At 70.6% G+C, this 13,318-nt stretch carries 13 protein-coding genes; 9 read left to right on the forward strand and 4 right to left on the reverse strand.

The genetic code is table 11. From position 1 onward, the window contains the following. Window positions 1–63: 63 nt before the first annotated feature. Window positions 64–1,488, reverse strand: a complete 1,425-nt coding sequence (melA, locus tag ACXKZB_RS07375) for an alpha-galactosidase (protein WP_488825432.1) — start codon at window positions 1,486–1,488, stop codon at window positions 64–66. A gap of 166 nt (window positions 1,489–1,654) precedes the next feature. Between melA and ACXKZB_RS07380 the strand changes: the two genes are divergently transcribed. Both ACXKZB_RS07380 and ACXKZB_RS07385 read left to right on the forward strand, forming a co-directional pair. After that, a complete protein-coding gene (locus ACXKZB_RS07380) occupies window positions 1,655–3,445 on the forward strand; it encodes an outer membrane protein assembly factor BamB family protein (RefSeq protein ID WP_488825433.1) in 1,791 nt (596 codons plus the stop codon). A gap of 44 nt (window positions 3,446–3,489) precedes the next feature. Next, complete coding sequence (locus ACXKZB_RS07385; protein WP_488825434.1) at window positions 3,490–4,314, forward strand: helix-turn-helix domain-containing protein; 825 nt, start codon at window positions 3,490–3,492, stop codon at window positions 4,312–4,314. A 93-nt stretch (window positions 4,315–4,407) separates the two neighbouring features. Here ACXKZB_RS07385 and ACXKZB_RS07390 read toward each other — a convergent pair whose 3' ends face one another. Beyond that, a complete protein-coding gene (locus ACXKZB_RS07390; RefSeq protein WP_123310723.1) occupies window positions 4,408–5,088 on the reverse strand; it encodes a hypothetical protein in 681 nt (226 codons plus the stop codon). 214 nt (window positions 5,089–5,302) lie between these two features. Here ACXKZB_RS07390 and ACXKZB_RS07395 point away from each other — a divergent pair, with 214 nt between their 5' ends. The 3 genes from ACXKZB_RS07395 to ACXKZB_RS07405 are packed head-to-tail and all read left to right on the forward strand — an operon-like array spanning window position 5,303 to window position 7,115. Further along, window positions 5,303–5,821 carry a GNAT family N-acetyltransferase gene (locus tag ACXKZB_RS07395; protein ID WP_488825436.1) on the forward strand — a complete coding sequence of 173 codons (519 nt, stop codon included), beginning with the start codon at window positions 5,303–5,305 and terminating at the stop codon, window positions 5,819–5,821. Continuing rightward, window positions 5,818–6,459: an HAD-IA family hydrolase gene (locus ACXKZB_RS07400; RefSeq protein ID WP_488825437.1), complete on the forward strand. Its 642-nt coding sequence runs from the start codon at window positions 5,818–5,820 to the stop codon at window positions 6,457–6,459. The genes ACXKZB_RS07395 and ACXKZB_RS07400 overlap by 4 nt, the downstream gene beginning before the upstream one ends. Then, a complete protein-coding gene (locus ACXKZB_RS07405) occupies window positions 6,456–7,115 on the forward strand; it encodes an HAD family hydrolase (RefSeq protein WP_488825439.1) in 660 nt (219 codons plus the stop codon). The genes ACXKZB_RS07400 and ACXKZB_RS07405 overlap by 4 nt, the downstream gene beginning before the upstream one ends. Window positions 7,116–7,121: 6 nt before the next feature. On the opposite strand, the gene ACXKZB_RS07410 is transcribed toward ACXKZB_RS07405, so the two are convergent. Next, window positions 7,122–7,688, reverse strand: a complete 567-nt coding sequence (locus ACXKZB_RS07410) for a TetR/AcrR family transcriptional regulator (protein WP_488825441.1) — start codon at window positions 7,686–7,688, stop codon at window positions 7,122–7,124. 90 nt (window positions 7,689–7,778) lie between these two features. Here ACXKZB_RS07410 and ACXKZB_RS07415 point away from each other — a divergent pair, with 90 nt between their 5' ends. The 4 genes from ACXKZB_RS07415 to ACXKZB_RS07430 are packed head-to-tail and all read left to right on the forward strand — an operon-like array spanning window position 7,779 to window position 11,974. Beyond that, window positions 7,779–8,774: an amidohydrolase family protein gene (locus ACXKZB_RS07415; RefSeq protein ID WP_488825442.1), complete on the forward strand. Its 996-nt coding sequence runs from the start codon at window positions 7,779–7,781 to the stop codon at window positions 8,772–8,774. After that, complete coding sequence (locus ACXKZB_RS07420) at window positions 8,764–10,521, forward strand: AMP-binding protein (RefSeq protein WP_488825444.1); 1,758 nt, start codon at window positions 8,764–8,766, stop codon at window positions 10,519–10,521. Before ACXKZB_RS07415 ends, ACXKZB_RS07420 begins: the two co-directional genes overlap by 11 nt. Before the next feature lie 4 nt (window positions 10,522–10,525). Then, on the forward strand, window positions 10,526–11,083 hold the full coding sequence (locus ACXKZB_RS07425) for a GNAT family N-acetyltransferase (RefSeq protein WP_488825446.1): 558 nt from the start codon (window positions 10,526–10,528) through the stop codon (window positions 11,081–11,083). Between the two features lie 9 nt (window positions 11,084–11,092). Next, window positions 11,093–11,974 carry a hypothetical protein gene (locus tag ACXKZB_RS07430; protein ID WP_488825448.1) on the forward strand — a complete coding sequence of 294 codons (882 nt, stop codon included), beginning with the start codon at window positions 11,093–11,095 and terminating at the stop codon, window positions 11,972–11,974. Between the two features lie 39 nt (window positions 11,975–12,013). On the opposite strand, the gene ACXKZB_RS07435 is transcribed toward ACXKZB_RS07430, so the two are convergent. Beyond that, window positions 12,014–13,222 (reverse strand): MFS transporter, encoded by a 1,209-nt coding sequence (locus ACXKZB_RS07435; RefSeq protein WP_488825450.1) that lies wholly within the window; start codon window positions 13,220–13,222, stop codon window positions 12,014–12,016. Window positions 13,223–13,318: the final 96 nt, after the last annotated feature.

Consider the following 13,318-nt stretch of genomic DNA (forward strand, 5'->3'; position numbering starts at 1 on the left):
GGGGCGCCGCGCGTCCGACGTGGGGTCGCGTCCTGGACCCGACCCCGCGTCGGGCGCGACGGTTCAGACGAGCGCGGGGCGGGCCTCCCGGTCGGCCACCTGGTCAGCGGCGACCGCGTCCGCCGGACGCAGCGACTCGGGGAGCAGCGCCGCGTGGGCGTGCAGGAGCTCGTCGGTCATCTCGGCGATGCGGTCGAGCGTCAGGTGCGCCGCCGTCAGCGGGTCGAGCGCGACCGCGTGGTGGACGTGCTCGACGTTGCCCGTCAGCGCGGCGCGCACCGCCAGGGTCTGCACGTTCGTGTTGGTGCGGTTGATCGCCGCGAGCTGGGGCGGCAGCTCTCCGAACGACGTCGGCTGCACCCCCTTGCCGTCGACCAGGCACGCGACCTCGACGCAGGCGTCGGACGGCAGGTTCTGGATCACGCCCGTGGCGTTCGGCACGTTGCCGTAGACCACCGCCGGCACACCCGTCACGATCGCGTTCACGATGCTCGCGCCGTACTCGACGCTCGGCGACAGGTCCGCCTTGAGCTTCTCGAGCTGCGTGTCCACGTCGCCCTGCTCGTCGTGCGCCAGGCAGATCTCGTAGTAGTCCCAGCGCTCCGGGATGTACTCGAGCACCGTCTCCGGGTCCTTGCGGAAGTACGGCACGTACTCGCTGGCGTGGTGGCTCGACTCGGTCTCGAAGTACCCGAACGAGCGCATCAGCTGGGTGCGGACCTGCTCGTTGCCGCCCTCGTAGTTGCTCGCCGCCGCAGCAGCCTCGCTGTGGTCGCCGTCGTCGTCGTGCAGGTCGGACGCCGCGACACCCCGCTGGTGCTTCGCCGTCATCACCTCGCGCAGACGCGGGTACAGGTCCTCGCCGTTGCGACGCCTGAACTCGAGGATCCACGCCTGGTGGTTGATGCCGGCGCTGACGAACTCGACCTCGTCGTACGGCACGCCGAGCGTGCGGGCGAGCATGCGGGTCGTGCCCTGCACGCTGTGGCAGAGCCCCACCGTCCGGAGCCCCTTCGCGTTGAGGAACGCCGTGGCCATCGCCATCGGGTTCGCGTAGTTGATGAACTGGGCGTCCGGGCAGAGCTCGAGGGCGTCGCGGGCGATGTCCTCGTACGCGCGGACCGACCGCAGGAAGCGGAAGACACCACCCGGGCCGACGGTGTCGCCGACCGCCTGGTCGATGCCGTACCTGCGGGGGATCTCGACGTCCCACTTGTACGACTCGACGCCGCCGACCTGGAACGTGATGATGACGACGTCCGCACCCGCCAGGGCCTCGCGACGGTCCGTGGTCTCGAGGACCTCGACACCGAGGCCGTGGTGGGCGACGAGCTCGCGGGCTGCGGTCGCGGTGCGGGCGACCCGGCCCGCGTCGAGGTCCATGAGGTGCAACGTCGCGTCCTGCAGGGCCGGGAAGGAGACGAGGTCGCCGATGAGGCGGAAGGGGAAGACGAAGCCGCCGGCGCCGATGATGGTGATCTTGGTCATGTCTCGACGGTAGGAAGCGCGGGGGTGCGCGGTCCTCCGGATCCGGACGGTGGGGTTCCAGGATCCTCGGATCGATCGCGGACGGAGTGCGACCTGAGGTCGCCTCGAAGGATAGGGTCGATCAGCGCCGACGCTCGGCGTCCGATGGACCCGAACGGAGCCCGCCATGCGATGGCGCCCCACTCTCACCGCGATGGTCGGCGTCGGTCTCCTGACCGCCGGCCTGGTCGTCCCGACCTCGGCCGGCGCTGTGACGACGACCGCTGCTGCGCTGCCCGCGATCGTCCCGACCCGTCTGGCGTACCCGGCCGGTGGCAACAGCGTGGCCGGCCTGGGCAACGACGGGGCGAACCAGAACGCCCAGTTCACTGATTCCGTGCCCGCGACCGTCGCGCCGAGCTGGCGCAACGGGCCGCCGCTCTGTCCGCAGTCGGGCGGGGTCGGCGCGTCCTCGATCAGCGTCAGCCGGACCCTCACGATCGTGGCGGAGTCGCAGTACCAGTGCGCGAGCGTTTCCGCGTACACCATCGCGACCGGTGCCCTCGTCTGGCGGAAGCAGTACCACTCGGTCGACGAGGCGATCGTCTCCGGTGGCACGGTCTACGTCAAGCGCGACGACCCCGCCACCAGTCAGACCATGGTCGACTCGCTCTCCGCCCGGACCGGCGGTCGACTGTGGACCGGTCCCGTGAGCACCCGTGGTGGCAACCTCAGCGTCGGAGCCGGGCTCATCACCAACGACGACGTCGTCCTGTCGGCTCGAACCGGCGGGGCACTCTGGAAACCACGGGTCGACGTCGGCCGCCCTGGCTGGTCCTTCGTCGCCGGCGGACGTCTGTTCTACGCGTCCGGGATGGGCGCCACCGCGTCCGACGCATCGGGCCGCGGCCTCTGGCGCACGCTGTACCCGAAGGACCTGACGGGCATCTGGCCGAACCAGAGCAGCGCCAGGCCCTCGCTGCACGACGGACTGGTCTACGTGCCTGGGCCGAAGACGATCGTGCTCGGCGCGAAGACCGGGAGGATCGTGCGGACGCTCCCGCAGTCCGCCCAGTCCATCGCGTTCGACGGCCGCACGGGCTTCTTCACGACGTACGGTGACACGTCGTCGCCCGCGAAGGCGGCCACACTGCGCGCGGTCGACCTGGTCACCGGCACGGTGCGTTGGACACACTCGTTCCCGATGAACAGCATCTTCCCGTGGGATGCAGCCAGCGCTCCGCTGGTCGCGAACGGTCTCGTGTGGATCACGTCGATGAGCGGATCCACGGACGAGACGACCGTCCTGGCGCTCGACGAGTCGACCGGCGTCCGCCGTAGTGAGTTCGTCGCACCGTGCACGGACGGCGGATCTGGCGGGAACCTGGCGATCGCACAGCACCGCTTGTTCGTCTCCACCGCCTGTGGTGTCCAGACCTACGTGCCATCGAAGTCGATCCCGGTCGTGACCACCCCCGGCGAGATGCTCTCCGACCCCGGCTTCGAGCGCGGCAAGGACGGATGGCTGCCGATGGGGAACGGGTCGGTGGACCGGACGACGACGGTGACGCGCAACGGCAAGGGGGCGATCACCGTGACTCCGGCCTCGACCACCGCCGGTACGGTCGGCGCGACGCGCACCGTGGCGACCGATGCGCAGCGGCACGCGTGGTTCCGGGCGTCGTGTTGGGTCCGTCCGAGCACGACCGGCACGAGTGTCGCGTTCCGCAGTCGGGAGTGGGCCCCATCAGATCCGCCGACGACTCCGACCACACCGATCGCTCCGCACTCCGGGTGGACCGGCTTCGACGTCCGGGAACTCACCGTCGGGGTGTGGACGCGCCTCGATGCCACTGGCTCCGTGCAGGAGGCCGCGGATTCCCTCGCGATGCAGGTCTTCTCGATGAACGCCGCCGCCGCAGGCGGCACGCTCACCGTGGACGACTGCTCCGTGACGGGGTACCAGCCGTCCTCCTGAGCCTGAACCCGCGGGCCGACCCTCGCTGACGTAGTCTCGACATCGTGCTCGACGTGGAGACGATGGAAGCGGCGTACTGGAGCCACCGCGGCCCGGCCCCGCTCATGGCGTCGTCCCACCGGCACGACGACCTCGAGATGAACCTGGTGCTCGACGGGCACCTGGACTACCGGTTCGGCGGGGCGCCGGTCAGCGTGCACGCGGGCGAGATCGCACTGTTCTGGGGATGGACCCCGCACCAGCTCGTGGGTGACGGCACCGGCACGGGCGAGTTCCGGTGGGTGCACATCCCGCTGGCCGAGGTGCTGGCGTGGGGACTGCCCGACCACGATCTCGGAGCGATGCTCCTGAACCGCCCGGTCGTCGTGCCGACCACCGCTGCCGGTCGGGACGTCGAGTCGATGCTCGGGTCGTGGCAGCGGGACTTCGCGGACGACGGTGCGGAGATCATCGCCAACCTGGAGGCGCAGGCGCTCGTGCGTCGCCTGCTCCGGCACCACCGCGACGCCGTGGACCTGCGGCCCGGCGGCGGGCACGGCACCGCGGATGCCATGCACCGCGTGATCGACATGGTGCGGTTCGTGGTGGACCGGTTCCGTGAACCGATCGAGGTCGCTGACGTCGCAGCGGCCGCACACTTGCACCCGCACTACGCGATGTCGGTGTTCCGGCAGGACGTCGGCACCACGATCGTCGAGTACCTGACACGGTGCCGGGTGGCCGAGGCGCAGCGGTTGCTCGCAACGACGTCGATGACGACCTCGGACATCGCGCACGCCGCGGGCTTCGGGTCGCAGTCGAGTTTCTACGTGCACTTCACCCGCGCCTGCGGGAGTGCACCGGGGGCGTACCGGGCGCGGGCTCGCTGACCCGGTGCCCCCACACACGAGCAACGCCCCGTCGCGAGCGACGGGGCGTTGGCCGTTCCGGTCTGCCATGCACAGCCGGAGTACGTGGGGGTGTTACTTGATCTGTGCGGTGATGGTGGCGGTGCCGACGAGGAGGCCGCGCTTGACGGCGTCGGTGCCGAAGGTCTTGTTCAGCAGGCCGGCGGCGTCTTCGGAGACGTGGACGGTGGTGCCGGTGAGGATGGCGTTGTCGCCCTCGAGCTGGAGGGGCTTGAGCGAACCGCCCCAGAGCTCGAACAGGTACGCGTTGGACGCGGCGACCTTGCCGTTGACCAGGACGTCACCGTAGAGCTTGGACGAGCCCGGGTTCACGACGAAGTTCTCGAGCGTGACGGTGGTGTCGCCGGCCTTGAGCGTGAGGCCGGAGTCGTCGTGGTTGAGCATGCCCTGCACGTAGGGGCGGTAGTTGCCGTCCGGCGACCAGTACGTGACCGATCCGGCGGTGATCGGGAACGACACGGACCCGTCGGCGAGGGTCGCGTCTCCGGAGACGCCGGGGGTGAGCTTCAGGGCGGTGAGGGCGTCGGTGAAGCCGGAGTCGAGCTTCACGGCGGTGGACCCGCCGAGGACCTCGGGGACCGATGCGACCGGTGCGGGGATCTTCGACTCGGACGACGACACGGTGTGGATCGAGGGGGTGGCGGCCTGGGCGGAGGAGATGCCGAACGCGGCACCGCCGAGGACGAGGGCGCCGGTCGTGGCGAGGGTGATGGAGGTCTTCAGGCTCTTGCGCATGGTGATCGTTTCCTTTGCTGAGGTGTCGCGCTCGGCGCGGCTGCTGTGTGCGCGCCGAACACACCCTGGTGCAGGGTGGAGAACCAGCAGTGTGCGGCTGGTGAGCGCTCCGGGTGGTTCCCGGTCTGTGCAGGTGATTCGGCGCCCTGCCCGAAGTCGATTGGAACCAGTTCGGACGAGTTTCGCCGACCCCCCGCTGTCCTAGGCTCGGTCCATGCAGGGGATCACGATCCGACCGACGACCGAAGCCGACTGGGAAGCCGTCCGAGCGCTCCGCCTGGAGATGCTCCGGGACACCCCGATGGCCTACGCGGAGCACCTGGCCGACGCCGAGCAGCTCGACGAGGCGGAGTGGCGTGCACGGGGCCGGCGCGGTCAGGACACCGGCGGCACCGCACTCGTGGCGATCGACGCCGACGGCCGCTGGGTCGGTGCGATGGGGTCGTTCATCCCCGATGCCGTGACCGGCCCGTTGCTGGTCGGCGTGTACGTGGCGCCGTCGCACCGCGGCCGTGCGGCTGGTGTGACCGATGCCCTGCTGGACGCGATCGAGTCGTGGGCATCCGGCCACGGCGACACGCTCCGACTCCACGTGCACGAGCGCAACCTGCGGGCCCAGGCCTTCTACGCGCGGCGCGGGTACGAGCCGACCGGAGCGACGGAGCCGTACGTCCTCGCGCCCGACGAGCGGGAGCTCGAGATGATCCGTCGACTCGACGGGGCCTCCGCATGACGGGCGGTGGGGTGCGGTGGCTGCTGCTCGACGTCGGCGGGGTGCTCGAGCAGGTCGACGACGCAGCGTGGCCCGGGCAGTTCCGCACGAGGTGGGCGGCTGCGTTCGGCATGACGGACGAGGAGTTCTCGGCGCGGTTGTCGAACGCCGACCTGCCCGATGCCGCGCGGCGGACCGGGGTCGACGACGAGTACTGGGGAACGATCGGCGCGGCCCTCGGAGCCTCGGCCGAGGTGCTCGCGTCGATGCGAGCCGACTTCTGGGATGCGTACTGCGGCACGTTGAACCAGCCGCTCTTCGACTTCCTCGCCGGTCTGCGCGGGCAGGTCGGACTCGCGATCCTGTCCAACTCGGGGGACGGCGCGCGCGAGGAGGAAGAGCGACGGTTCGGGTTCTCGGCGGTGTTCGACCCGATCTCCTACAGCCACGAGATCGGGGTCACGAAGCCGGAACCCGAGGCGTTCCGGATCGTGCTCGACCGGCTCGACGCCGCACCCGCCGATGTCCTCTTCATCGACGACGTGCCGGAGAACATCGAGGCTGCCCGCGCGATGGGGATCCGCGCGCACCTGCACGAGGCGACCGCCGACACGATCGCGGCGATCCGCGCCGCGATGCCGGAGGATCGGGAGCCGTGACGGAACCGGTCCGCGGCATCGTCTTCTTCGACGTCGACGGGACCCTCGTGTCGACCGGTTCGAGCAGCAGTCACCTCGCAGCGCGTCTCGGCCATCGGAAGGCGTTGGACGAGGCCGAGCGGCAGTACGCCGACGGCACCCTCACGAACCGTCAGGTGAGCGAGATCGACGCCGCCGGCTGGCGCGGTGCATCGACGACGGCCGTCGAGCGATGGCTCGAGGACCTGCCGGTACTCGCCGGCTTGGAGCTCGTGGTGGCGTGGTGTCGCACGCACCAGATCCTCCCCGTGCTCGCGTCGCTCGCGTGGCAGCCCGTCACGGTGTCACTCGAACGACGGTTCGGGTTCGTCGCCAACGGCGGACCGCGGGTCGGGGTGACGGGCCAGACCCACGACGGGACGGTGGCGGAGCACTTCGACGAGTTCGACAAACGAGACGCTGCGCTTCGGTACGCGCTGACTCGTGGCGTGCCGATCGAGCGGTGCTGTGCGATCGGGGACAGCCGGTCGGACATCCCGCTCTTCGAGGTGGTCCCGGCGGCACTGGCTCTCAACGCGACCGGAGCAGCACGGGCGGCAGCGTCGTCCGCGATCGACACGACGGACCTCTCGGAGGTCGTGCCGTGGCTCGAGACGTGGCTGAACGGTCTGGACTGATCCGGTTCAGCGACCGGGTGATCCGGACTCCGTCGTGAGCGATTCGACCCAGCCCTGCGCCGCGCGGAGGAGGTCGTCGCGGGACGCACCCTCGAACGCGCTGAGACGCAGGAAGTGCTGCGTGATCGTGATGCCGAGGATCCCGCTCACGGTCATCACGGCCCGCAGCCGCGCGTCGTCGCCGTCGAGTGACCGCGTCAGGTTCTCGACCCGTTCATCGAGGTAGCCGCGCATCGTGTCCGTGGCCTCGGGCACCGTCAGCATCGACCGGACGAGGGCCGCCGTCTCGGCGGGGAGTGCGTCGAACCGGATCCCCAGGACGTCGAGCAGGTGGTCGGCAGCCGCGCGCTCAGCCCCGCCGTCCGACACGGCTGGCAGCTGCACGGCGGTCGCGAACAGCGCTGCCTTCGACCCGAAGTGCTGCATCACGAGCGACGGATCGATGCCCGCCGCTGCGGCGATGCTCCGGATCGTCGTGCCCTCGTACCCGTTCGCACCGAACTGCTGCCGCGCAGCTTCGCGGATGCGCTCGGCGGTCTGCGCGCGTCTCGCGTCACGAGAAGTCTCGGTCATGCGACTGACTCTACGGTGTTGAGTGAGGTGTACGGTTCACTCAACGCCGATGAGCGACTGCGTCGGCGCGAGACCTGACGGAGGCACCCGATGACCCTGATCGCGATCGAAGAGCACTGGAACCACCCGGCACTGACCGACGCGGTCAACGCCCTGCCCGAGGACCGCCGCGACCCGAGCACCGCGCTGGACGAGCTCGGCGACAACGGTGAGCGACTCCGTGACCTCGGCGACGCCCGGCTCGCGGCGATGGACGAGCAGGGGATCGACGTGCAGGTGCTGTCGCTCGCACCTCCCGGAGCGCAGCCGCTCGACGCCGCGGACGCGATCCCGCTGAGCCGGCAGGCGAACGACATCGCGATCGCCGCGGTGGCGGACCACCCGGACCGGTTCCGTGCGTTCGCGACCCTGCCGATGGCGGACCCGGCGGCCGCCGTCGCCGAGCTGCAGCGCACCGCCGGCCTCGGCTGCGTGGGGGCGATGGTCTACGGGCGGACCGGCGAGGTGCCGCTCGACGACCGGCGGTACGACGACCTCTTCGCCGCCGCGGCGTCGCTCGGGCAGCCGGTCTTCATCCACCCGCAGATCCCGTCGAAGCGTCTGCGCGAAGCGGCGTACGAGGGATTCGACCCGATGGTCGAGCTCGGGTTGGCGACCTTCGGGTGGGGGTGGCACCTCGAGGCGGCACGAGCGGCACTCCGTCTCATCGTCGGTGGCACCTTCGACCGGTACCCGGACCTGCAGATCGTGCTGGGCCACTGGGGCGAGCTGCTGCTCTTCTGGCTCGACCGTGCGGACAGCCTGTCGCGGGTCGCCGGGCTCGAGCGGAAGGTCTCCGACACCGTCCGCTCCAACGTCCACATCACCAGCTCGGGCATGCTCAGTCCCACCCTGCTCCGGCACGCGCTCGAGGTCACGACGCCCGATCGGCTGCTGTTCTCCACCGACCACCCGTTCCAGCAGCCCTCCGCCGACGAGATCGAGGCGTTCCTGCAGGAGTGCCCCTCGGACGCGGCCCGCGATGCCTTCACATCGGGGAACGCACGTCGGCTGTTCGGGATCGGCGACCAGACGGATGCGGCATGATCGGTCCGTGCCCAACCCGAACGTGACCGCCGCGTACCGCGCTGCTCGTGACCAGTTGCTCTCCGCAGAGTCCGCCGATGCCGCCCGTGCCGACTTTCGGTGGCCGGACCTCGGCGACACCTTCAACTGGGCGGACGACTGGTTCGACGTCATCGCGGCCGGCAACGACCGCATCGCGCTTTGGATCGTCGACGCGGCCGGCTCGGAACAGCGACTCAGCTACGCGGAGATGGCCGCCCGGTCCGACCGCTTGGCCGTGCGCCTGCACGAGCACGGCGTCCGCAAGGGCGACCACGTGCTGGTCATGCTCGGCAACCAGCTCGAGCTGTGGGAGACGATGCTCGCGGTGATCAAGCTCGGAGCGGTGATCCTGCCGACGTCGACGATGCTCGACACCGCCGACCTGCAGGACCGCGTCGACCGCGGAGCGGTGGCGCACGTCGTCACGAACCGCAGCGAGACCGCGAAGTACGACGACGTCCGCGGGGACTTCTCCCGTATCGCGATCGGTGGCGCTGCGGACGGCTGGACGGAGTACCCCTCAGACCTCGGCGAACCAGCGCCCGCGGGGGAGTCACGACCGGTCGTGGTCACCAAGACCACCGATCCCTGCCTCGTCTACTTCACGTCGGGAACGACCTCGAAGCCGAAGATGGTCGTGCACACCCAGACGTCCTACCCAGTCGGGCACCTCAGCACGATGCACTGGCTCGGCCTCCGGACCGGGGACGTGCACCTGGCGATCAGCTCGCCGGGCTGGGGCAAGCACGCGTGGAGCTGCTTCTTCGCGCCGTGGATCGCCGAGGCGACCGTCTTCGTCCACGACACCCCGCGGTTCGATCCGGCCGCGCTCCTCGCCCAGCTGGACGCCGCCGAGGTGAGCACGTTCTGCGCACCGCCCACCGCTTGGCGGATGATGCTCCAGTCCGAGCTCGGCGCGCGCCCTCGGGCACTGCGCGAGGTCGTTTCGGCCGGTGAACCACTGAACCCCGAGGTCATCGACCGGGTCGAGCGCGCCTGGGGCCTGACCATCCGCGACGGCTACGGGCAGACCGAGACCACCGCGATCATCGGCAACGCCCCCGGCGGCACCGTGACCCCGGGCGCGATGGGGCGCGCGTTGCCCGGCGTCACCGTGACGCTGCTGGACCCGGTGACGGGGCAGCCCGGCGACGAGGGCGAGGTCTGTCTGGACCTCGACGAGCGGCCGGTCAACCTGATGGCGGAGTACCTCGGCGACCCCGACCGGACCGCGGCGTCGATGCGTGACGGCTTCTTCCACACCGGCGACATCGCGGTCCGGGACGCCGACGGAGAGCTGACCTTCATCGGTCGGACCGACGACGTGTTCAAGTCGTCCGACTACAAGGTGTCCCCGTTCGAGGTCGAGAGCGCCCTGCTGCAGCACCCCGCCGTGGCCGAGAGTGCCGTCGTGCCCGCCCCGGACGACGCCCGGCTCAACGTCGTCAAGGCGTACGTCACCCTCGCCGCCGGGTTCGAGGCGACCGCGGACACCGCCGAGCAGGTGCTCGCGTACGCGCGGACCGCGCTCCCGGCGTACGCACGCGTGCGGCGGGTCGAGTTCGCGGAGCTGCCGAAGACCATCTCGGGCAAGATCCGACGCGTGGAGCTGCGGGAGCGCGAAGAACGTGCGGCCGTGAGCGGCGTGCCCGTCGACGGTGAGTGGCGTGACGAGCAGTTCCCAGGACTGCGCGCATCCCGTCCGCTGCCGCCGGCCGCCGGCTGATCACATGGCGGTCGCCCTGCGCCCGTGGTCGGTCGACGACGCACCCGCGCTGCTCCTCGCCCGGCGGACGACGCCGGACCTGGACACGCAGTTCCCCGACGCCGACCTGCGCGACGAGGCGCAGTCGCGCGAGCACATCAGCCGTTTCCTCGGATTCGGCGACCGCGCGAAGAACTGGGCGCTCGTGGACGACGGTGTCGCGGTCGGGAACGTCGGGCTCGCCGCGATCGAGTTCCGGCACGGAACGGCCTGGGCGTCCTACTGGCTGGCGCGTGGGGCACGCGGACGCGGACTGGCGACGGCGGCGCTCGCCGGCGTCTCGTCCTGGGCGTTCGGCGTCGGGCTGTTCCGCCTGGAGCTCGGGCACCGGGTGAACAACCCCGCGTCCTGCCGGGTCGCCACCGCCGCGGGGTTCGCCGCAGAGGGCATCGAGCGACAGAAGCTGCGGTACGGCGTCGAACGCTTCGACGTGGAGACCCACGCCCGGCTCGCGACGGATCCGGCCCCGGCTCTGCCGACGCTGCCGGTGCACGCGGACGGTGCCGGTCGGGGCTCGTCCTAGGCTCGGCAGGTGAAACTGATCACCGACGTGTCCCGCGGCGCCTGGCTGCTCGCCCGGGCGGGGGCGTTCGCCACCGTGGGTGGGACAGTCGGAACCGGCTTCGACGCCTCCGCACGCATCCTCCACCCGGTGTCGGCGGATCGCGAGGACCGTTCGATCGAGGACGAGTGGGGCGACCACCCGGACGTCGAGTCGGCGGTGTGGCCGTGGGCGGAGGTCGCGGCTCGCACCGGGAAGACGATGCATCCGCTGGTGCAGTGGCGGAGCCTGACCGGCCGGCCCAACGAGTCCGACCTGGTGTTCGAGGACGGATGGCGCGTCGACCCGCCCGAGGAAGGCTGGTTCGAGCCGATCCTGCTTGCTGCGCTCACTGAGCACCTGGCCGAGGCCACGTCGACGCCGGACGACCTGGTCGCGGCGGTCTGGGGTGGGTGGGCGGAACTGAGCGGCGGTTCGACGCTCGCCGTCGGTTGGCAGGGTCCGGACGAGCCCACCGCAGAGGAGATCGAGTCGATGCAGCGGTACGTCGTCGAGCGGCGAGCGGCGCACCACGACGAGCAGGCGGCGGTCCGTGCTGCCCTCGCTGTCGAACGCTTCGACTGGCCGCACCGCGAGTGCCTCCTCCTCTCGATGACCCTGCCGCAGCTCGCCGACCCGACGTGGCTGGACCGCGCCCGGATCGGGACGGTCGCGGATCTGCACCACACGCCGCAGATGCTCTGGCCGGAAGACCACTCCTGGGTGCTCGCGTCGGAGATCGACTGGGACTCGACGATCGTCGCCGGGTCACGCGCCCTGGTCGACGCGGTCCTGGCCGACGACCGGTTCGAGGCGTTCCCGGTCGACGAGGACAGCGACTTGACGTGGGGCGGCGACCTCGTCAACGGTTGAACCGTGGCGGTGTCGGCGGCCTCGTCCGCCGGCTGTCGACTAGAGCCGCGCCGGGAACGCCGACCGCCGGCCCACCAGCGTGAGCAGCGCCGCGACCGTCCCGAAGACGATCATCACCACGGCCAGGACCAGTCCGTCGAACACGGTCAACAGCGCGGCTCCGAAGACCCCGGCGACGAAGATCGCGATGTTGAACGCGACCGGCAGGAACGCGCTGGCGACGTCGGCGTTCTCTCCTCCGGCCGTGGTGAGCGCCGCCTGCAGCTGCGTCGAGGCACCACCGAAACTGACACCCCACAGGACGGCGGCGACGAGGACCGCAACCGGCGACGCGTGACCGACGAGCAGGACGACCCCGGTGACGACGAACAGTCCGACGCTCAGGTGCAGCAGGGGACGAGGATGCCGGTCGAGGAGCGCGCCCGTGATCACGACGCCGAGGATCGCCGCGATGCCGTAGACGAGGAGGACGAGCCCGGCGCTGAGGTCGGTGCCGGTCACCCGCAGGTACGGCGAGATGTAGGTGTAGATCGTGTTGTGCGCGACCATCCACGTGGCGATGACGGCGAGGATGACCGCGATCCCGCGGATGCGGAACACCTTGACGACGGAGAGCTTCGCGGTGCCGGTCTGGCCCGGTGCATCCGGCACGAACACGGCGATCAGCGCGAGGATGACGACCCCGACGAGGCTGAGGCCGATGAACGACCACCGCCAGTCCAGGGCGGTACCGATGAACGACCCGAGCGGCGTGCCCAGCGCGAAGCCGACGGGCGCGCCCGTGGAGACGATGGCGAGCGAGACGCCCGCGAACCGAGCGGGACTGATGCGCCGCGCGTAGGTGGCGAACATGCCCCAGATGACGCCGGACGCCGCGCCGGCGACGAACCGTGTCACGAGCGCGACGGTCACGTTCGGGGCGAACGCGGTGAGGGTGTTCGCGATGACCAGCACGGCGATGGCCGTCATGAGCAACGGCTTGCGACGCAGGCTCCGGGTGAGGGCGATCGCCGGCACCGTGGCGATGACCGTGCCGATCGCGTAGGCGCTGACGAACAGTCCGACCGTGCCCTCGGACGTCCCCATGCCGTCGGCGATGACCGGCAGGAGCCCCGCGGGCATGGTCTCCATGGCGACGAGCACGAACCCGATCGCCGCGAGCAGTGCGAGCGGGAACCACGGCAGCCGGTCGTCGGCAACCGGAGTGGTCGACGGAGTCGACGGGGTCGTGGTCACGAGGGGGTCCATGTCCCTGACGGTAGGGCGGCTCGAGCGGCGGAAGGGAGGTTCTGCTCGACCCCGTTTCGGCAGAGCCTCACTCGTTGCGCGGAAGTGGTCTTCGCT

This window comes from Curtobacterium sp. ABR8 (assembly GCF_057812125.1).

What these genes read in the sequence shown, in the direction of transcription:
- ACXKZB_RS07380 (WP_488825433.1), top strand. Translation starts at nt 1,655, where the DNA reads ATGCGATGGCGCCCCACTCTCACCGCGATGGTCGGCGTCGGTCTCCTG.
- ACXKZB_RS07390 (WP_123310723.1), bottom strand. Translation starts at nt 5,088, where the DNA reads ATGCGCAAGAGCCTGAAGACCTCCATCACCCTCGCCACGACCGGCGCC.
- ACXKZB_RS07425 (WP_488825446.1), top strand. Translation starts at nt 10,526, where the DNA reads ATGGCGGTCGCCCTGCGCCCGTGGTCGGTCGACGACGCACCCGCGCTG.
- ACXKZB_RS07410 (WP_488825441.1), bottom strand. Translation starts at nt 7,688, where the DNA reads ATGACCGAGACTTCTCGTGACGCGAGACGCGCGCAGACCGCCGAGCGC.
- melA (WP_488825432.1), bottom strand. Translation starts at nt 1,488, where the DNA reads ATGACCAAGATCACCATCATCGGCGCCGGCGGCTTCGTCTTCCCCTTC.
- ACXKZB_RS07400 (WP_488825437.1), top strand. Translation starts at nt 5,818, where the DNA reads ATGACGGGCGGTGGGGTGCGGTGGCTGCTGCTCGACGTCGGCGGGGTG.
- ACXKZB_RS07395 (WP_488825436.1), top strand. Translation starts at nt 5,303, where the DNA reads ATGCAGGGGATCACGATCCGACCGACGACCGAAGCCGACTGGGAAGCC.
- ACXKZB_RS07420 (WP_488825444.1), top strand. Translation starts at nt 8,764, where the DNA reads ATGCGGCATGATCGGTCCGTGCCCAACCCGAACGTGACCGCCGCGTAC.
- ACXKZB_RS07435 (WP_488825450.1), bottom strand. Translation starts at nt 13,222, where the DNA reads ATGGACCCCCTCGTGACCACGACCCCGTCGACTCCGTCGACCACTCCG.
- ACXKZB_RS07415 (WP_488825442.1), top strand. Translation starts at nt 7,779, where the DNA reads ATGACCCTGATCGCGATCGAAGAGCACTGGAACCACCCGGCACTGACC.